A 17815-nucleotide genomic window follows, 5' to 3' on the forward strand; every position below is an offset into this window, starting at 1 on the left:
CCCCCCCCCCCCCCCCCCCCCCCCCCCCCCCCCCCCCCCCCCCCCCCCCCCCCCCCCCCCCCCCCCCCCCCCCCCCCCCCCCCCCCCCCCGGCCCCGGAAACGTCGTTATCGGCGCGGCGGTGGCGCCACCGTCTCGCGCACCACGATGTGGGTCCCGAGCACGACCTGGTCCGAGGCGGTCGCCTCGCGGCGCAGCCCCAGCCGCACCGCCTCCCGGCCCAGCTCCTCATGCGGCACATGCACAGTGGTGAGCGCCGGAGTGAGGTCCGAGGCCAGCGGGATGTCGTCGAAACCGACCACGGACATGTCCTTCGGCACCTCGATCCCGGCCTCCCGCAGCGCCTTCAGCACCCCGGCGGCGACCATGTCGGTCGCGCCGAACACGGCCGTCACGTCGTCGCGCTTCGCCACCAGTTCGCGGGTCAGCTCGTACCCGGACTGCTTCGAGAAGTCCCCTGGGATGAGCAGCGACTCGTCGATCGCGATGCCGTAGTCCTCGTGCGCGCGCCGGAACCCCCGCACCCGCTCGTCCGTAGTGGACAGACCGACGCCGATGCCCATGTACGCGATCGTCTTGTGCCCGGCCGACAAGAGGTGCGAGGTCATGGCGTACGCCCCGCCCTCGTTGTCGTAGTGCACCACCGTCGCCGGGACGTCCTCGCCCAGTGACGGCCGCCCGCACAGCACCAGCCGCGACCCCGAGCGGTCCAGCGCCGAAGCGAAGTACCGCATCCGCTCGTTGTACTTCCCGTCGTCCCAGGCGCCGCCCACGACGATCACGGCCTCCGCGTGCTGCTCGCGCATCAGCTCCACGACCGCCAGCTCCCGCTCCGGGTCGCCGTGCGTCGTGCACAGCAGGCACAACCGCCCTTCCGAGGCGGCCTGCTGCTCCACACCGCGCGCGATGTACGCGTAGAACGGCCCCGTCACGTCGTCCACGACGAACGCCACGGTCTTCGTCGTCGCCCCGGCCAGCGCGCGGGCGTGCGCGTTGACCACGTAGTCGAGCTCCCGCATGGCGCGCAGCACCTTCGCGCGGGTCGCGGGCGCCACCGGGTAGTTCCCGGCGAGGACCCGCGAGACCGTCGGCACCGACACGCCCGCCCGGGCGGCCACGTCCCTGATCGTGGGGCGCTTGCCGGTCTCGGCATTCGACTTCTTGGGCACTGGGGGCCTTCTCTCACCGTTCTCGGGGATGCGACGGGTCCGCACCCGGGTCATGCACGCTCACGTGCTCCCATTGTGCGCGAACCCGTCGCATGGTGCTCTACTCGGTCACTTCGAAGCCGAGCGTGAATGCCGCGGCTTCGGGAAGCAGCCGGTGCTCGGGCAGGACGCCGGGGCCGCACGCGGCCGAGCCCATGCCCTGCAGGGCGGCGTCGAGGTTCACGTAGACGCGGTCGCGCTCGACGAGCTCGTGCGTGTGCTTCGCGGCCTCCAGGTCCTCGCTCGTCCACGGGCGCACGGTGAACGCGAACTCGGGCGCACCGAACACCTTGAGCGACTTGCCCTCACCGGAGAGGCTGGCCCAGCGCACGTCGATGCGCGAGCCGTTCTCCTGCGGGAACACGTACGGGGTCTGCATACCAGCCACAGTAGACCGGAACCGCCCGACGCGGGCGGCCGCGCGCGTGTCGGCGTAGGCCTCGCCGGGCCCGCCGCCGAACCACTCGACCGCGTCGAGGGCCTTCGGCACCGAGGCGCGCACGCCCAGGCGCGGCAGCGGGAAGTCCCACTCGCCCTCGGGGTTCACCTCGACGGTGAGCCACAGGCGGCCGCCTTCGAGGCGCCACCGGTAGACGGTGCCCATGGCGATCGCGGCACCGGCCGCGCCCGCGCGGGTCGACACCGTGAGGCCGTCCTGAGTGGACTCGATGTCGAGGACCTTGTGCTCCAGCCGGTACAGGGCCGAGTTGCGGTCCTTCCACTGGTTCACCAGCGGCGCGTGCCAGCTGAGCAGGTCGTTGTCGGTCGGGGCCCGCCACAGGTCGAGGCGCGGCCCTTCGATCTCCAGGCCGCCGATGGCCGTGAGGCGCCCGAGCGCGTCGAACGAGGCGTTCCCGAGCCGGTAGCCGTTCCCTTCGGCGACGGGCGCGGTGCGACCAGCGGCCTGCACGGGGGTGCTGGCGGCGAGTCGCCCCTGGCCCCAGGCGATCTCGTGCCCGGCCTCGGCCCACGGCTCGTCCTTGGCGAGGACGGCGCGGACGGTGAGCCAGCGCTCGCCGTCGGCCTGCCCGAGGGCGGCGACGGCGGCGGGGAAGGCGACGATCGCGGACTCGCCTGCGGCGACGCTCCGCACTTCGAGCTCGCCTTCGGCCACGACCTGGCCCTCGTCCTCGACGGTCCAGGTGTACGCGAGGTCGCCGGTGTCGGCGAAGTCGCGGAGGTTCGCGACGGTGACGGCGCGCGAGCCGGGCTGGACGGTGATGCGGACGGGCTCGATGACCTTCTTGAACTCGACGAGGCCGGGGGAGGGCTCGCGGTTGGGGAAGACCAGGCCGTCGACGACGAAGTTGCCGTCGTGGATCGGCTCGCCGAAGTCGCCGCCGTAGGCGAACCACTCGCGGCCGTCCGCGTCGTGCAGGCGCACGCCGTGGTCGATCCACTCCCAGATGAACCCGCCCTGGCAGCGCTCGTGCTGCTCGAACAGGCGCTGGTACTCGCTCATGCCGCCGGGGCCGTTGCCCATGGCGTGCGCGTACTCGCAGAGCACGAACGGGATCTCGTGGCGGCGGTGGTGGTCGAGCGCGGGGTCCTTGGTCTGGTCCTCGGTCTTGTGGCCGATGCGGTCGGTCTCGGCGTGGTCGGCGTACATGCGGCTGTACATGTCGGTGTAGCCGGAGTCCCAGTCGCCTTCGTAGTGGATGGGGCGGCCGGGGTCGCGCTGCTTGGCCCACTGGGACATCGCGGCGAGGTTGTCGCCGGTGTGGCTCTCGTTGCCGAGGGACCAGATGATGACGGAGGCGTGGTTCTTGTCGCGTTCGACCATGCGCGCCATGCGGTCGAGGTAGGCGTCCCTCCACATGGGGACGTCGCTGGGGTTGCCGCGCCACTCGTGGTGGACGAAGCCGTGCGTCTCGAGGTCGCACTCGTCGACGACCCAGACGCCGATCTCGTCGCACAGGTCGAGGAAGCGGCGGTCCGGCGGGTAGTGGCTGGTGCGGACGGCGTTGACGTTGTGCCGCTTCATGATCTCGAGGTCGCGGCGCATCGTCTCGACGGAGAGTGTCCGGCCGTTGTCCGGGTCCCATTCGTGGCGGTTGACGCCGCGCAGGAGGATGCGCTTGCCGTTGACCTTGAGGAGGCCGTCCTCGATCGTGACCGTGCGGAAGCCGATGCGCAGGTTCACGCGCTCGGTCGCGGTGGCGACCACGGCGTCGTAGAGGCGCGGCGTCTCGGCCGTCCACGGCTCGACGGCGGTGCTGGCGGTCTCGCCCGCCGCGATGTCGATGCCCAGATCGGGCACGGTGACGCGGGCGCCCTCGGTGGTCTCGACGCGCAGGGTGCCGAGGCCGGTCGCGTGGTCGTAGTCGGCGTGCGCGAAGACGTCCTCGATGCCGTTCTCGGGCCGGTGGACGAGGGCGACGGGTCGGAAGATCCCCGAGAGCCACCACATGTCCTGGTCCTCCAGGTAGGACGCGGCGGACCACTGGTGGACGCGGACGGCGACGGTGTTCTCGCCCGCGCTGAGATGCTCGGTGGCGTCGAACTCGGTGGGGAGGCGGCTGCCCTTGCCGTCGCCGAGGAGGGTCCCGTTGACCCACACGGCGAACGCGGAGTCGACGCCTTCGAAGCGCAGGACGGTGCGGCCGGTGGCGGGCCAGTCGGCGGGGAGGGTGAAGGTGCGGCGGTACTCGCCGGTGGGGTTGGCGTCGGGGACCCGGGGCGGGTCGACGGGGAAGGGGTAGTACGTGTTGGTGTACTGCGGCTTGCCGTAGGGCGCGTCGCCGTCGAGGCCGTGCATCTGCCACATCGACGGGACGGCGAGGGTGTCCCAGCCGTCCGCGTCGAAGCCCGGGGCCTCGAAGCCCTCGGTGGTGTCGTGGAGGCCTGCGGCCAGGTTGAAGCGCCACGCGCCGTCGAGGCTGAGCGCGGCGGCGTCGGAGGCCAGCGCCGCTCGCGGATCGCGCCGCCCGCTGCCAGGGCTAACGCTTTCCACATAGGTGAAGTCGGTTCGGCTCATCGCCAGGGTTCCCTTTCCGGTATGCGATCCGTCCGGTCGGCCGAGGGCCGACCGGACTTGCGGCCCGCGACCGCCGAGCTGCCGCGCGCGAACGCGCGGCCGCCTCGTCTCGGTTCGGCGATGCGGGCCCGCTCATTGTCCGCCATGCCGCGGACGCGTCTACCGCGCCCGGCTCTGCCGTCTCGCATGGCAGGCCGACCGGATAGATAGCGGTTTCTATCTTAGGGGCGCCCGCCGCGGTGTCAATACCCGGGAGACCTTCCTATCCGAGCGGCTTCAGCATCGACGAGAACACGACCGTGTCCGCCGGGAAGTGCTCCGCCGCGTACGCCTCCAGCTCCGGCGTGACCAGGAGCGCGTCGATGATCGCCACGCCGTTCTGGTCGTCGGCCCAGCCGCCGTACACGTAGCGCGGGAACTCCGCCACGATCTCGTCCGCGATCGCCTGCAGCTCTTCGGTGCTCAGGTCCTCGGCCGGGTCGCCGATCTCCGGCTCCCGGTACTGCAGGTTGGGGTAGTCCGCCATGTCGATCGCCGAAGTCGGCACCGGGTCCTCCGTGAGCGCGAACGACTTCCCGTCGAACGTCCCCGTCACCAGGTACGAGCCCCACCGGACCCCCGAGGCCTCGTCGTGCTCGACCGCGTCCCAGTCCCAGCCCGACACCGGCAGGCCCCCGCACTGCGGCGGATACGACTCCGCCACCGCCCCGCACAGCTCCGCCGCGTCGCGCTCGACGCCCTGGAGCACCGTCAGCGCCCCCTGGTAGACGACCTCGTCGCCCGGCACCGTCGGCTCCCCGGACTGCGACCCGTCCGCGGCCGGGTCCCCGTCGCCGTCCGCACCCGCGTCGCCCGCACCCTGCCCGCACGCCGCCAGCACCAGCAGCGCCGCGAGCGGGATCAGCCGTTGCATCATCTTGTGTCCCATCATGTCCCTTCGACGCCGCACCCGCTGAACGGGTTCCCTCCGACCGGCGGTTTCAAGCAACCCGCCCTCCGACAACCCCGCTGCCAGACAACACAGTTGTCAGATAACACAGTCGAATAACAGATAACCGAATCCGCCTCCCGATGCTAGGTTTGGGCGGCGCCACCAGCGCCCCCAGGCCGGAGCCGCCCACCCGCCCAAGGCGTCCGCCGCCCCACCGTGAGGAGCCACTGCCCATGAGCGACAAGTTCCACCCCCGTGCCGCGATCGCCATAGGCATCACCGTCCTGTGTTGGGCCTCGGCCTTCGTGTCCATCCGCGACGCCGGACGCCACCTCGACCCCGGCCCGCTCACCCTCGGCCGCGCAGGAGTCGCCGCCGTCGTCCTCCTCGCCGTCTGGGCCGTCCGCCGCGAAGGCCTCCCCAAACGCGCCGCCTGGCCCGGCATCCTCACCGCGGGTATCCTCTGGTTCGGCGTCTACATGGTCGCCCTCAACTGGGGCGAGCAGCTCGTCGACGCCGGCACCGCCGCCCTCATCGTCAACATCGGACCCATCCTCATCGCCCTCCTCGGCGGCTGGTTCCTCAAAGAAGGCTTCCCGCCCCGCCTCTTCCTCGGCATCACCGTCTCCTTCGCCGGCGTCGCCGTCGTCAGCCTCTCCATGTCGCGCGACAGCGCCTCGTCCGTCCTCGGCGTCCTGCTCTGCCTCGTCTCGGCCATCACCTACGCCGTCAGCGTCGTCGTCCAGAAACCGACCCTGAAGCACTGCACCTCACTGCAGTTCACCGCCTTCGGCAACGCCATCGCCGCGGTCCTGTGCCTGCCGTTCGCCCCGCTGCTCTTCTCGCAGCTGGACGCGGCCCCGGCCTCCGCGACGCTCCACGTCCTCTACCTCGGCCTGTTCCCGACCGCGCTGGCCTTCCTCACCTGGGGCTACGCCCTCCGCTTCACCACCGCCGGCAAACTCGGCGCCACCACCTACGTGGTCCCGGCGATCGTGGTGGGCCTGTCCTGGCTGTTCCTGTCCGAGGTCCCGACCTGGCTGACGCTCGGCGGCGGCGCGCTGGCGCTCGTCGGCGTGGCGATCTCGCGTTCGCGCGGGCGCAAGAAGCCGGACGACGCGCCGAAGCCGCCGGTCGAGGCCCACGACCCCGCGGCGGTGAAACCCTAAGCCCGCCAAGCGCTCCGCGAAGCGTTCCAGGCGGGCCCGCCAGTCCGCCTTCGCGGCGGCGACCTCCTCGGCCGAGCCGAGTTTGGCGATCTCGACCTGCACGGCGGTCTTGCCTTCGCCCTTCGCGGTGAGGTTCGCGAGGACCCGCGTGCCGTCGGAGGCATCGAACCGCACGGACTTCGGCGGGGAGGCGCTGCGCTGCGTCAGTTCGATGCCCTCGAGCCATCCGGCCTGCGCGGCCGGGTCGGCCAGCTGCTCGAACGCGTCGGTGATCGAGGCGGCCACGGTCTTCGAGGCGTTGGCGCTGAACGTGCCGTCGGGCCGCTGCCCCGGTTCGCGCATGCCGCGCTCCTGCTCGTACCCGACGGTGATGGACTGCGCCCACCAGCCGTCGACCTCGAACTCCCGCACCAGCATCCGCGCGATCGCCGCGTGGTCGAGGCCGGTCGCGCCGCGCTCGTCGAGGAGCGCCAGCCAGGTCTTCCAGTCCGCGCCGGTGCCTTCGATCAGGGCCTGGTCGGACATGGTCTGGCGGCGCGGTGACGTCGATGCACCCATGGCTCCAGCGTAGGGGAGGAGCGTGGTGCGGGCGCCCCATCCGGCAGAAGGCCCGGCCCGGAACGCCGCCGCGCGGGAACGGCCGCGCCGCCGCATCTTCGACAGTTTTCGCCATTTATGGCGGTTTCCTCCGTGAATGTATTCGTTCGGGCATTAACGTCCTCCACGAACCTGATCGGAACGGAGCCCGCATGATCCCTGCCCGCCTCTCGGCGGCGGCCCTCGCCGCCGCTGCCGCGCTCGTCCTCCTGCCCGCCGCGGCCGCCCAGGCCCAAGTCGACCCGGTACGGTATGTGGCCCTTGGGGACTCGTACTCCTCCGGGACCGGCACGGGCGAGTACTTCGACCCCGCGTGCATGCGTTCGGCCCAGGCCTACCCGCAGCTCCTCGCCAACGCGCTCACTGCCGACTTCGCGTTCGAGGCCTGCTCGGGGGCGACAGCGAACGACCTCCTCGCGACGCAGCTCGGCGAGCTCGACGCGGAGACCGACCTCGTCACGGTCACCATCGGCGGCAACGACATCGGCTGGGCCGAGGCCGTCAAGGCGTGCATCACGCCGCTCGCGAACTGCATGGACGAGATCGAGGCCTCCGAGGCGCTCGTGCGCGACCAGCTGCCCGGCCTTCTCGACGGCGCTTACGGCGCCATCGCGACCCGCGCCCCGAACGCCGAGGTCTTCGTGCTCGGCTACCCGCGCCTGTTCAACGGCGAGCGGTCCTGCGGCGCGCTGAAGCAGCCGAACGTCGCCGAGCAGCTGCGCATGAACGAGGCCGCCGACCGGCTCGCCGGGGTCCTCCAGAACAAGGCCGAAGAGCACGGGTTCACCTATGTGGACGTGCGGGACGCCTTCGCGGGGCACGCGATCTGCGACGACGTCGCCTACCTCAACAACCTGGCCTACCCGCCGTCCGAGTCCTACCACCCGAACGCGATGGGCCACCTCAACGGCTACTACCCGGCGGTCGCCCGCGAGGCCGTCCCCGGGCTCGCCTGACGCTCCACTTCGGCGGGACGGCGGTGCCGTCCCGCCGTTCGCTTGCCCCGCAACGCCTGCACTGCCCGCATATAGAACGAGACATGTAAAGTTCCCGATTTGTTACGGTACAGGACTTCCCCTTAAGTTACTCGCGAGTTCACAATATGTGGCAAGTCAACGACGACTCGCAAAGGAACTTCCCCCATGCACCGACTTCCCAAGGCGGCCACCGTCGCCGCCCTCACCCTCGCGCTCCTGGCCGTCCCCGTCTCGGCCCAGGCGCAGACCACCCCGGTCGACTACGTCGCCCTCGGCGACTCCTACTCCTCCGGTTCGGGCGCCGGGCCCTACACCGACGCCACCTGCCAGCGCTCGCTCAAGGCCCACCCCTCGCTCCTCGCCGCCGAACTGGACGCCAAGTTCACGTTCGTCGCCTGCGGCGGCGCGACCACCGACGACGTGCTCGCCGGGCAGGTCCAGGCCCTCGAGGCCGGGACCGACCTGGTCACCATCGGCATCGGCGGCAACGACATCGGCTGGACCGATGCGATCACCGCGTGCATCACGCCGTTCACGAACTGCACCCCGGCGATCCAGGAGGCCGAGCGCAAGGCCGTCGAGGAGCTGCCCGCGAAGCTGGACGCGGTCTACACCGAGATCGAGACGCGGTCGCCGGACGCCGTGGTCGTGGTGACCGGGTACCCGCGCCTGTTCGCGGCGCGGAACACCTGCGACGCGTTCGGTTCGATCAGCATCACCGAGCAGCAGCTCATGAACGCGGGCGCCGACCTGCTCTCGGGGGTGATCGAGGAGGCCGCCACGGCGCACGGGTTCACCTATGTGGACGTGCGCGACGAGTTCACGGGCCACGAGGTGTGCTCGCAGCAGCCGTGGCTGCACGGGTTCACGCTCACTGACGTGCCGTACCACCCGAAGGCCTCGGGGCACCTCAGCGGCTACCTCCCGGCGGTGCTGGGCGCGCTGTAGCGCTTGAGTACGACGACGGGCCCGGCGGTGATCCTGCCGGGCCCGTTGCGCGCGTTGCGGTTACGCGTTCCAGTTGTCGGGGAGCGCGGCGAAGCCGGGATCGACCTGGGCGTAGCGGCCCACGTTCCAGGTGAAGGCGCGGGCGCGCGAGAGCGGGTGGTCGGGGAACTGGGGGTCGAAGGCCGGGTCGTCGCCGCGGTGGAACGGCAGGCGGGTCTGGAGCTGCGGGTCGAAGGGGTGGGGCATCGTCCAGTTGTCGAAGCCGACCTGGGCCATGAGCGTGGCCTCGCGAAGGCCGGTCATGCCGTGTTCGGTGGCGATGTACATCAACTGGGCGTACTGGGGCGCCTTCGCCAAAGTGAAAATGGCCATGAACCGCTGCCCGCTCGGCGCGTCCGGGATCGGCAGCTTGATCAGCTGGCGGATCGCGGTGACGCCGCCGAGGTTGACGGGCTCGACCTCGATGACGCAGCCCCGCTCGGCGTACATGCCGGCGAAGCCGCGCTGCAGCGCGTAGGGGTCGCGGAGCCATTCAACGGGGAACGGGGTCCCCTGGGCGACGACCACTTTGGCGACGTCGCCGGTGCGGGGGTCGGTCCAGGTCGTCGCATCCTGTTGCTGAAGACCATTGGTGTTGAAGGAGATGACCATTGGGCGACCCTAGCTCGCGACGTCCACCGGGAGCGACAGTGCACTCTGCAAACAGTGCGCCCGGTGGACGGGACCGGTCTCAGGCCTGGAGCGCGAGGGTCAGCGGGTAGACGGCGGTCGCTCCCGCTTCGCGCAGGCGCATGGCGGCGACGGTCATAGACCAGCCGCTGTCGCGCACGTCGTCGACGAGGAGCACGCTCGGCCGCGCCTCCGAGAGCGGCACCGCGAAGTCCACAGTGAACGCGTGCAGCACCTGCTGGAGGCGCTGGGCGCTGTTGGCGCGGTGCATGCCGCTGCCGGTGTCGCGGGCGCGGCCGAGCGAGCCGAGGTAGTCCATGCGGCCGAGCTTCGCGAGGCGCTGGGCGAGGCCGTCGACGAGCCTGGGGCGCGAGAGCGAGCCCATCGAGACGACCGCCGAGGGCCGGTCGGCCCAGTCCCAGGACGCCAGGACCTGCACCACGGCCTTGAACACGTCCTCGGGGACCTCCCGGTCCGCGCCGTCGGACAGGAGCTCGCGGAGCGGCCCGCCCCAGCCGATGTCCGAGAGCCGCGCGAGCGCCCGGCCCGGCTCGGCGCTTGCGCCGGCCGGGATCTTCCCCTTCAGGTCGATGCCGATGGCCTGCAAGCCGGTAGGCCACATGCGCTTCGCCTCGAACGGCACGCCCGGTTTCGACAGTGCCGCCGCCGCACCGGCCGCCGCTTCGGCCGAGACGCCGGCCTCGGTGCGGGTGCCGGTGCAGTTGTCGCAGCGCCCGCACGGCACGGCCTCGGCGTCGTCGAGCTCCTTGCGCAGGAACTCCAGGCGGCACTCGCCCGTGGCCTCGTAGGCGATCATGCGCCGCTGCTCGTGCTTGCGGGCCGCGTCCACTTTGGCGTACCGCTCGGCGTCGTACGCCCACGGCTGCCCGGTGGCCTCCCAGCCGCCCTTGACGCGGCGCACCGCGCCGTCCACATCGAGCACTTTCAGCATCATCTCGAGCCTGGTGCGGCGCAGGTCGACCCGCGTCTCGAGCGCGGCGGTCGACAGCGCGCGGCCCTCGGCGGCGAGCACGTCGAGGGTGCGGCGTACGGCGTCCTCAGCGGGGAACGACAGCGACCCGAAGTAGTCCCAGATCGCCCGGTCCTCGCTGCCGGGCAGGAGCACCACCTCGGCGCGGTCGCGGGCGCGGCCCGCGCGGCCGATCTGCTGGTAGTACGCCACAGGCGAGGACGGCGCTCCCAAGTGGACGACGAAGCCGAGGTCGGGCTTGTCGAACCCCATGCCGAGGGCGCTGGTGGCGACGAGCGCCTTGATGCGGTTGCCGAGCAGCTCCTCTTCGCGCTCAAGGCGTTCGGCGTTGTCGGTGCGGCCGGTGTAGGAGCCGACGGCGTGGCCGCGCGAGGCGAGGTAGTCGCTGACCTCCTCGGCGGCGGCCACGGTGAGCGTGTAGATGATGCCGGAGCCGTCGATGCGGGGGAGCTGCTCGTCGAGCCACGCGAGGCGGTGGGCGTTGTCGGGCATGTCGACCACCGAAAGCCGCAGGGACTCGCGGTCGAGGCTGCCGCGCAGGACGAGCGTGGCCGCGCCCTGCTTGTCCAGCTGCTCGGCGATGTCGTCGGAGACGCGGGCGTTCGCGGTGGCGGTGGTCGCCAGGACCGGGACGCTGCCGGGCAGGTCCTCGATGAACGTGGCGATGCGGCGGTAGTCGGGCCGGAAGTCGTGGCCCCAGTCGGAGATGCAGTGGGCCTCGTCGACGACGAGCAGGCCGCAACCGGCGGCGAGCTTCGGCAGCTGGTAGTCGCGGAACGCCGGGTTGTTCAGCCGCTCGGGGCTGATGAGCAGCACGTCCACCGCGTCCTCGGCGATGGCCTCGGCGATCGCGTCCCAGTCCTCTGGGTTGGCCGAGTTGATGGTGCGGGCGCGCACCCCGGCGCGCTGGGCGGCCTCGATCTGGTTGCGCATGAGCGCGAGCAGGGGCGAGACGATCACGGTGGGGCCCGCGCCGCGGCGGCGCAGGAGCGAGGTGGCCGTGAAGTACACCGCGGACTTGCCGAACCCGGTGCGCTGCACCAGGAGCACGCGCCTGCCCGGTTCGTCCTCGTCGCAGAGGGCCGCGATGGCCCGCCACTGGTCCTCGCGCAGCCGCGCGTGCTCGCCCGCGAGGGCGCGCAGCAGTGTCTCGGCTTCGTCTCTGAGCGTCGCTGTTCCTGCCATAGGGACCGTTGTACCGCACTGGTATGACCGAGGGTGACGACAGTAGGCTCGGGCCGATGGACGGTTTGGCACCGATTGATGTTCATTGGAAGTCCGGCGCCTGGACGGCGCTGCCGGTCGCGGCGGAGGAGTCGGACGGCCGACTGCTGGTCACGGCGGCCGAGGGCAGCGACGCGTGGCGGCACACCGGGTACGGCTTCGTGCACGAGGACGAGCACGCGCTCCTGGAGGACTGGGACCGCGCCCGGGCCGTCGAGGTGAGCTTCATCGCGTCGTTCGAGGCGCAGTTCGACCAGGCGGGGCTCATGGTCCGCGTCGACGCCGAGCACTGGATCAAGGCCGGGGTCGAGTACGCCGACGGCGCACCGCAAGTCGGCGCCGTCGTCACCGCCGGGAAATCCGACTGGTCGGTCGCGCCCGTCCCCGAGTGGGCCGACCGCGAGGTCACCATCCGGGCCAGCCGCTTCGACGACGCCGTCATCGTCCGCGCGCGAGTCGAGGACGAGCCCTGGCGGCTCGTGCGCCTCGCCCCGCTCGACCCGGGCGCCGAGGCCCAGGCCGGGCCCTACTGCTGCGCGCCGTCCCGCGCCGGACTCTCGGTTGCTTTCACCTCGTGGCGGCTCACGGAACCGGACGCGGCCCTGCACTAGGCGGCGTTCGCGAACCGTGGGACCCGTGGCGTCCCGACCGGTCCGATGCCGCGACACGCGGTGGTTACCGTCTCGTACTCCCGCGCCGACGCCGTGGCGGACCGCAGACTGTTCTGCGGCAAGGCACAGCACTACGCAGGAGGACACTTCATGAGCCAGAACGACTACCGCGCGAAGATGCGCACCCGGTTCGCGAACTTCGACATCGACGGCGACGGCGAGGTCACCGCCGCGGACTTCGAGGCGATGGCCCGCCGCGTCATCACGGAGTTCCAGGTCGGGGAGAACTCGCCGGAGGCGGCGGCGATCCTCGACGGCGCCCGCAAGTTCTTCGTCGGGCTCGCCGAGGCCACCGACGCCGACGGCTCCGGCTCGATCAGCGAGAGCGAGTTCCTGGAGGGCGCCGAGCAGCGGCTGCTCGACAACCCGGAGGGGTTCGATGCGATCGCGCGCCCCTGGGTCCAGAGCGTCATCGCGATCGCCGACGCCGATGGCGACGGCCGCGTCTCGGTCGAGGAGTGGGTCCGGGCGCTCCAGGCCATGGGCTCGAACGAGCGCGTAGTCGAGGCGGACCTCCAGTCGATCGACCGCGACGGCGACGGCCAGGTCAGCCTCGAAGAGGCCATGGCGGTCGTGACCGAGTACTACACCCGTGAGCGGTCCATCGACCTGTTCGCGAACGCGTAAGCACCCGACGGGCGGTTCCTCGGCTTCCGGGGCGAGGGGCCGCCCGTGCCCGCGGACGACACACCCGGCGATCTCGAGAACGCCGCCGCGCCACGGGAATGCCGATAGGGTGTGGCCGTGAACGTGGTCATCATGAAGAGCGAGAACGGCACTTATACGGGTGCGCAGGGCGGTCGGTTCTCCGCTGGGGTGTCCCGGGAATCGGCGGGATCGCAGCGTTTGTGCCTGCACCGGGTGTTCATCAAGGCGCACACCGAGACCGTCCCCCATATGCACGACGGCCACGAGTCGGCGATCTACGTCCTCGCCGGGCGCCACCAGATCCGCTACGGCGACGAACTCCAGCACCTTGCCGACCTCGAACCCGGCGACATGGTCTACATCCCGCCCGGCATGCTCCACCAGCCCGTCGTCGGCGCCGAAGACGTCACCGCCCTGGTCGCCCGGACCGACCCCGCCGAACAGGAGTCCCTGCGTCTCCACACGCCCGACCGGCAGCCGGCCACCACCGGTTCCTAGGCGGACTCCTCGTCGAGTTCGGCCGCGAGCAGCTTCAAGTCGTAGACCGACATGCGCTGCGAGCGGTCGGCGCGGCCCTTCGCGCTGACCGCCACGCCGTCGGCGCGCAAGAGGTCGGGCACGTCGCGGCCGGTGCGGCCGTCGGCCCACCGGAACCCCTCCGAGACCGTGCCGCCCGCGGTGAGGACCCGGTAGGCCCTCGCGCAGTGCCCATCCCGCATGTAGGCGCCCACCTGCCGCGGGCCCGTACCGATCAGCTCCGCCAGGTCCCCGTACGAGGTCCACGTGCCCTCCGGCAGCGCCTCCACGACCCGCCGCACCCGCTCCCAATCCGCTTCAGTCGTCACCACCGCAATCTACCGAGGCCGGGCGGCGGCCCGCGCCGAGCGTCGGGCGCCACCAGGCGGGATCGCTGCGGCTAACGAACCGCCTCCTGGTGTTAACGTCGAAGCTGACAGGGGAGCCGATGGGCTGAGAGTGCGGAACCGACCGCAGACCCTCACACCTGATCCGGGTAATACCGGCGTAGGAAGTCGTCGCCGCTGTCGCGCAATGCCCGCAACCTCGAAAGGCAAGCCCATGCCCGACAGCCCTGCCCTCCTCAACCCCGGCCGCTGGCGCACCGTCGACATCCTCACGTGCGCCGTCCTCGCCGTCGCCTTCAGCGTCGTCTTCTGGGCCTGGAACTTCGTGTGGGCCGCCCTCAGCCCCGCCCTCGCGTTCTACCCGCCGCTCGCCGCCGTCGTCTACGGCCTCTGGCTCATCCCGGCCGTCCTCGCCCCGCTCATCGTCCGCAAAGCCGGAGCGGGCGTCTTCACCGAAGGCCTCGCCGCCCTCATGTCGCTCCTCCTCGGCTCCCCGTACGGCATCACGGTCCTCTACCAGGGCCTCCTCCAGGGCCTCGGCGGCGAACTGCCCTTCGCCGCGGGCCGCTACCGCCGCTTCGGCACGCTCACCGTCCTCGCCGCCGGCGCCCTCTCCGGCGTCGCCGGAACCCTGTGGGACGTCTTCCGCTGGTACCCCGACGCCGACCTGTGGGCCTTCAAGGTCCCGTACGTCGCCATCGCCGCCGTCTCCAGCGCCATCGTCGCCGGACTCGGCTCCAAACTCCTCGTCAAGGCCATGCTCCCCACCGGCGTCCTCGACCGCTTCCCGGCCGGGCGCGAACGCCAGCGGATCTGACCCATGGTCCCGGTCGAGTTCCGCGGCTTCGCCTGGCGCCACGCCGGGCGCCGCGCCCAAGCCGTCGCGGGCGTCGACCTCCGCGTCGAACCCGGCGAGCGGGTCCTCCTGCTCGGCCCCTCCGGGTCCGGCAAATCCACCCTGCTCGCCGCGCTCGCCGGACTCCTCACCGAGGACTCCGGCGAGCAGCACGGCGATATTCTGATCGACGGCAAGTCCGCCGCCGAGCAGCGCGACCGCGTCGGCGTCCTCTTCCAGGACCCCGAGACGCAGCTCGTCATGGCCCGCAGCGGCGACGACGTCGCCTTCGGCCTCGAGAACCAGGCCGTCCCCCGCGACGAGATCTGGCCCCGAGTCCGCGAAGCCCTCGAAGCCGTCGGCTTCCCCTACGGGACCGACCGCGCCACGCACGCCCTCTCCGGCGGCGAGCAGCAGCGCCTCGCCCTCGCCGGGGTCCTCGCCCGCCGCCCCGACCTCATCCTCCTCGACGAACCCACCGCGAACCTCGACCCCGAAGGCGCCCAAGACGTCCGCGAGGCCCTCCGCGCCGCGCTCGCCGACACCGAAGCCACCCTCATCGTCGTCGAGCACCGCGTCGCCGAGATCCTCGACCTGGTCGACCGCGTCATCGCCCTCGGCCCCGGCGGCACCCTCATCGCCGACGGCCCCGCCGCGAAGGTCCTCGCCGCACACGGCGCACAACTTGCCGCCCAAGGCGTCTGGGTCCCCGGTGCGCCGCTCCCGACCCGCCCGGCCCGCGCCGCCGGAGACGTCGCGCTCCGCGGCGACGACCTCGCCCTCGTCCATCCTGGCGCCGGGCAGCCCGCCCTCGACGACGTCACCTTCGAACTGCGCCAAGGCGAACTGCTCGCCGTCACCGGCCCCAACGGCTCCGGAAAGTCCACACTGGCCCTCCTCGCGGGCGGGCTCGCCAAGCCCACGCGCGGCCGCGCCACCGTCCCCGGCGAGACCCGGCCCCTCCACCGGCTCCCCGCCCGCCGCCTCGCCACCCGCGTCGGCTCGGTCTTCCAGGACCCCGAGCACCAGTTCGTCACCGCCAGCGTGAAAGACGAACTCGCGTTCGGGCCGCGCCAAGCGGGCTGGGCGAACGACCGCATCGACGCCCGCGTCGACGAACTCCTCGAACGACTCCGCCTGGCGCCCTTGGCCAACGCCAACCCGCACACGCTCTCCGGCGGCGAGGCCCGCCGCCTCTCCGTCGCCGGAGCGCTGGCCGCCGCGCCCGGCGTGCTCCTCCTCGACGAACCCACGTTCGGCCAGGACCGGCGCACCTGGGGCGAGCTCGTCGACCTCACCGCCGACATCCGCGACGAAGGCACCGCGCTCCTCGCCGTCACCCACGACCGCGACTTCGCCGCCGCGCTCGCCGGACGCGAACTCGTCCTCGGCACCGGGCGCGTCACCGAGGAGCGCCGCCGATGACCATGTCGCTTGCGCCCGTCTGCGACGCCGAAGCGCCCATCGCCCGCGTCAACCCGGTGGCGAAACTCGCGGCCGTCGCCGCCGTCTCGACCACCGCGCTCATCGCCTCCGACTGGCTCACGCCGCTGCTGCTACTCGGCGCGCTCCTCGCGATCGTGCCCTTCAGCGGCATCCGGATCGGCGAGCTCGCACGGCGGCTGCGGCTGCTGTGGTTCGCCGCGCTGGTCGTGGTGATCGTCAACGCGGTGTTCGCGTCGGAGCAGACCGGCCAGATCGTGATCGCGTTCGGCCCCTTGGAGATCAGCTCGGGTGCGCTGCTCGGCGGGACTGCGATCGGCCTGCGCGTCTGCGTCGCCGCAACCGCCGGAGTGCTCGGGTTCGCGACCACCGACCCGACCGACCTCGCCGACGGCCTGATGCAGCAGCTGCGTTCCCCCGCGCGGTTCACCCTCGGTTCGCTGGCCGCGCTGCGGCTGCTGCCGCTGCTCGCGGCCGAATGGCGGCAGATCACCAGCGCCCGCCGCGCCCGCGGCCTCGAAGGCGGCTGGAACCCGCTGCGGCGCGCGCGGCTCTTCGCCTCGACCATGTTCACCCTGCTCGTCGGCGCGATCCGCCGCGCGGGCCGCCTGGCGGCCGCGATGGACGCCCGCGGCTTCGACTCCGAGATCCCGCGAACCCACGCGCGGGAGCAGCGAATGCACCCGGCCGACTGGGCGGTCATGGGGGTGGCGCTGCTCGTGTGCGCGGCAGCGGTCGCGGTGAGTGTGGCCTACGGGGTCTTCACGGCGTTCGGCTGAGCGCGGGGCGCGGCGGGCGGTAGCGCCCGCGTGCCCGGCGCCCCCGGGGTCGGGTGTGTCGGCCCGGAAGCGCCCCCGAATCAATGATCGCGCGGGGGTACGACGGTGCGGCTCAGATGGTGACCGGGGTGCCGTCCGTTATGCGCTCGTATGGGGCGCCGATGAGGTTCGTCAGGATGCGGTCGACGATGGTACGGCCGTCTTTGGACAGGATCGCGTCGTGGATCGGGTGGACGACCGGGGCGTCGATGGCGCGGATGAAGTCGATGCACTCCGCGAGCTTCAGCCAGGGCGCCGCGACCGGGGCCAGGAGGACCCGGACCGGGAGGTCGGGGACCGTGAGGGCGTCGCCGGGGTGGAAGACGCCGTCCACGAGATAACCGACGTTGTGGACCACCGGGATGTCCGGGTGGATCACCGCATGGTGCCTGCCGACGACCTTGACCTCGGTGCCCGCCACCGGGATCGCATCGCCCGCGCTGACCACCGTGAACGGGAGGTGCCCGAGCACTGCCGAGAGCGATTCGGGGCCGTAGATGACGGTCTCGGGCTGGTCTTCGAGGAGGCGCCGCAGCTCCGGGTCGTTGCAGTGGTCGGAGTGCTGGTGCGTGATGAACACGGCGTCCGCGCCGTCGAGCGCGGCCGGGTCGGAGAAGACGCCCGGGTCGATCACGACAGCCCCGCCGTCCGTGTCGAAGCGGACGCACGAGTGGCCGAACTTGGTGAGTCGCATGCCCTCACCGTAGAACGCCCCCGCACCGCACGCCCGACTCTCGCAGAAACGCCGCAGCGACGCGGGGGGGGGGGGGGGGGGGGGGGGGGGGGGGGGGGGGGGGGGGGGGGGGGGGGGGGGGGGGGGGGGGGGGGGGGGGGGGGGGGGGGGGGG

Annotated in this window: 17 protein-coding genes and 1 riboswitch; of the genes, 10 read left to right on the plus strand and 7 right to left on the minus strand. The window is 72.0% G+C overall.

Annotation, left to right across the window (positions count from 1 at the left end):
* Positions 1 to 106: 106 nt before the first annotated feature.
* The 3 genes from ACZ60M_RS24655 to ACZ60M_RS24665 form a co-directional block, all read right to left on the minus strand.
* A complete protein-coding gene (locus ACZ60M_RS24655; RefSeq protein ID WP_465421767.1) occupies positions 107 to 1168 on the minus strand; it encodes a LacI family DNA-binding transcriptional regulator in 1062 nt (353 codons plus the stop codon).
* 100 nt (positions 1169 to 1268) lie between these two features.
* Positions 1269 to 4184, minus strand: a complete 2916-nt coding sequence (locus ACZ60M_RS24660) for a glycoside hydrolase family 2 TIM barrel-domain containing protein (protein ID WP_465421769.1) — start codon at positions 4182 to 4184, stop codon at positions 1269 to 1271.
* 262 nt (positions 4185 to 4446) lie between these two features.
* Positions 4447 to 5100 carry a hypothetical protein gene (locus tag ACZ60M_RS24665; RefSeq protein ID WP_465421771.1) on the minus strand — a complete coding sequence of 218 codons (654 nt, stop codon included), beginning with the start codon at positions 5098 to 5100 and terminating at the stop codon, positions 4447 to 4449.
* 248 nt (positions 5101 to 5348) lie between these two features.
* Here ACZ60M_RS24665 and ACZ60M_RS24670 point away from each other — a divergent pair, with 248 nt between their 5' ends.
* The 4 genes from ACZ60M_RS24670 to ACZ60M_RS24685 all read left to right on the plus strand — a co-directional run bounded on the left by ACZ60M_RS24670 (position 5349) and on the right by ACZ60M_RS24685 (position 8806).
* Positions 5349 to 6284, plus strand: a complete 936-nt coding sequence (locus ACZ60M_RS24670; protein WP_465421773.1) for a DMT family transporter — start codon at positions 5349 to 5351, stop codon at positions 6282 to 6284.
* Between the two features lie 148 nt (positions 6285 to 6432).
* Positions 6433 to 6855, plus strand: coding sequence for a hypothetical protein (locus tag ACZ60M_RS24675; RefSeq protein ID WP_465421775.1), 423 nt, complete (start codon positions 6433 to 6435; stop codon positions 6853 to 6855).
* A gap of 178 nt (positions 6856 to 7033) precedes the next feature.
* Positions 7034 to 7837, plus strand: a complete 804-nt coding sequence (locus ACZ60M_RS24680) for an SGNH/GDSL hydrolase family protein (protein ID WP_465421777.1) — start codon at positions 7034 to 7036, stop codon at positions 7835 to 7837.
* A gap of 186 nt (positions 7838 to 8023) precedes the next feature.
* Positions 8024 to 8806: an SGNH/GDSL hydrolase family protein gene (locus tag ACZ60M_RS24685; protein ID WP_465421779.1), complete on the plus strand. Its 783-nt coding sequence runs from the start codon at positions 8024 to 8026 to the stop codon at positions 8804 to 8806.
* Positions 8807 to 8866: 60 nt separating this feature from the next.
* On the opposite strand, the gene ACZ60M_RS24690 is transcribed toward ACZ60M_RS24685, so the two are convergent.
* Positions 8867 to 9457 (minus strand): hypothetical protein, encoded by a 591-nt coding sequence (locus tag ACZ60M_RS24690; RefSeq protein WP_465421781.1) that lies wholly within the window; start codon positions 9455 to 9457, stop codon positions 8867 to 8869.
* 79 nt (positions 9458 to 9536) lie between these two features.
* A complete protein-coding gene (locus ACZ60M_RS24695; RefSeq protein WP_465421783.1) occupies positions 9537 to 11651 on the minus strand; it encodes a DEAD/DEAH box helicase in 2115 nt (704 codons plus the stop codon).
* A gap of 56 nt (positions 11652 to 11707) precedes the next feature.
* On the opposite strand from ACZ60M_RS24695, the gene ACZ60M_RS24700 reads away from it, so the two are divergent.
* The 3 genes from ACZ60M_RS24700 to ACZ60M_RS24710 all read left to right on the plus strand — a co-directional run bounded on the left by ACZ60M_RS24700 (position 11708) and on the right by ACZ60M_RS24710 (position 13507).
* A complete protein-coding gene (locus tag ACZ60M_RS24700; protein WP_465421785.1) occupies positions 11708 to 12301 on the plus strand; it encodes a DUF1349 domain-containing protein in 594 nt (197 codons plus the stop codon).
* 150 nt (positions 12302 to 12451) lie between these two features.
* On the plus strand, positions 12452 to 12988 hold the full coding sequence (locus tag ACZ60M_RS24705; protein ID WP_465421787.1) for an EF-hand domain-containing protein: 537 nt from the start codon (positions 12452 to 12454) through the stop codon (positions 12986 to 12988).
* A 117-nt stretch (positions 12989 to 13105) separates the two neighbouring features.
* The gene (locus ACZ60M_RS24710; RefSeq protein WP_465421789.1) at positions 13106 to 13507 is read left to right on the plus strand and encodes a cupin domain-containing protein; all 402 of its coding nucleotides are present in this window, start codon (positions 13106 to 13108) and stop codon (positions 13505 to 13507) included.
* Here ACZ60M_RS24710 and ACZ60M_RS24715 read toward each other — a convergent pair.
* The gene (locus ACZ60M_RS24715) at positions 13504 to 13854 is read right to left on the minus strand and encodes an MGMT family protein (RefSeq protein ID WP_465421790.1); all 351 of its coding nucleotides are present in this window, start codon (positions 13852 to 13854) and stop codon (positions 13504 to 13506) included. The two genes, ACZ60M_RS24710 and ACZ60M_RS24715, sit on opposite strands and share 4 nt — an antisense overlap.
* Before the next feature lie 99 nt (positions 13855 to 13953).
* Positions 13954 to 14056, plus strand: a riboswitch (TPP riboswitch).
* 30 nt (positions 14057 to 14086) lie between these two features.
* Here ACZ60M_RS24715 and ACZ60M_RS24720 point away from each other — a divergent pair.
* The 3 genes from ACZ60M_RS24720 to ACZ60M_RS24730 are packed head-to-tail and all read left to right on the plus strand — an operon-like array spanning position 14087 to position 16929.
* Positions 14087 to 14689 (plus strand): ECF transporter S component, encoded by a 603-nt coding sequence (locus ACZ60M_RS24720; protein WP_465421792.1) that lies wholly within the window; start codon positions 14087 to 14089, stop codon positions 14687 to 14689.
* A gap of 3 nt (positions 14690 to 14692) precedes the next feature.
* Positions 14693 to 16132: an ABC transporter ATP-binding protein gene (locus ACZ60M_RS24725; RefSeq protein ID WP_465421794.1), complete on the plus strand. Its 1440-nt coding sequence runs from the start codon at positions 14693 to 14695 to the stop codon at positions 16130 to 16132.
* On the plus strand, positions 16129 to 16929 hold the full coding sequence (locus ACZ60M_RS24730) for an energy-coupling factor transporter transmembrane component T family protein (protein WP_465421795.1): 801 nt from the start codon (positions 16129 to 16131) through the stop codon (positions 16927 to 16929). The genes ACZ60M_RS24725 and ACZ60M_RS24730 overlap by 4 nt, the downstream gene beginning before the upstream one ends.
* Before the next feature lie 112 nt (positions 16930 to 17041).
* Here ACZ60M_RS24730 and ACZ60M_RS24735 read toward each other — a convergent pair whose 3' ends face one another.
* Positions 17042 to 17662, minus strand: a complete 621-nt coding sequence (locus ACZ60M_RS24735) for an MBL fold metallo-hydrolase (RefSeq protein ID WP_465421797.1) — start codon at positions 17660 to 17662, stop codon at positions 17042 to 17044.
* Positions 17663 to 17815 lie beyond the last annotated feature (153 nt).

The sequence above is a fragment of the Glycomyces sp. NPDC050141 genome (assembly GCF_055586545.1).

Bases quoted from the DNA above. Each gene is read 5' to 3' on its own strand.
- ACZ60M_RS24685 (WP_465421779.1), top strand. From the start codon at position 8,024: ATGCACCGACTTCCCAAGGCGGCCACCGTCGCCGCCCTCACCCTCGCG.
- ACZ60M_RS24670 (WP_465421773.1), top strand. From the start codon at position 5,349: ATGAGCGACAAGTTCCACCCCCGTGCCGCGATCGCCATAGGCATCACC.
- ACZ60M_RS24735 (WP_465421797.1), bottom strand. From the start codon at position 17,662: ATGCGACTCACCAAGTTCGGCCACTCGTGCGTCCGCTTCGACACGGAC.
- ACZ60M_RS24660 (WP_465421769.1), bottom strand. From the start codon at position 4,184: ATGAGCCGAACCGACTTCACCTATGTGGAAAGCGTTAGCCCTGGCAGC.
- ACZ60M_RS24680 (WP_465421777.1), top strand. From the start codon at position 7,034: ATGATCCCTGCCCGCCTCTCGGCGGCGGCCCTCGCCGCCGCTGCCGCG.
- ACZ60M_RS24725 (WP_465421794.1), top strand. From the start codon at position 14,693: ATGGTCCCGGTCGAGTTCCGCGGCTTCGCCTGGCGCCACGCCGGGCGC.
- ACZ60M_RS24700 (WP_465421785.1), top strand. From the start codon at position 11,708: ATGGACGGTTTGGCACCGATTGATGTTCATTGGAAGTCCGGCGCCTGG.
- ACZ60M_RS24690 (WP_465421781.1), bottom strand. From the start codon at position 9,457: ATGGTCATCTCCTTCAACACCAATGGTCTTCAGCAACAGGATGCGACG.
- ACZ60M_RS24720 (WP_465421792.1), top strand. From the start codon at position 14,087: ATGCCCGACAGCCCTGCCCTCCTCAACCCCGGCCGCTGGCGCACCGTC.
- ACZ60M_RS24665 (WP_465421771.1), bottom strand. From the start codon at position 5,100: ATGATGCAACGGCTGATCCCGCTCGCGGCGCTGCTGGTGCTGGCGGCG.
- ACZ60M_RS24695 (WP_465421783.1), bottom strand. From the start codon at position 11,651: ATGGCAGGAACAGCGACGCTCAGAGACGAAGCCGAGACACTGCTGCGC.
- ACZ60M_RS24705 (WP_465421787.1), top strand. From the start codon at position 12,452: ATGAGCCAGAACGACTACCGCGCGAAGATGCGCACCCGGTTCGCGAAC.
- ACZ60M_RS24730 (WP_465421795.1), top strand. From the start codon at position 16,129: ATGACCATGTCGCTTGCGCCCGTCTGCGACGCCGAAGCGCCCATCGCC.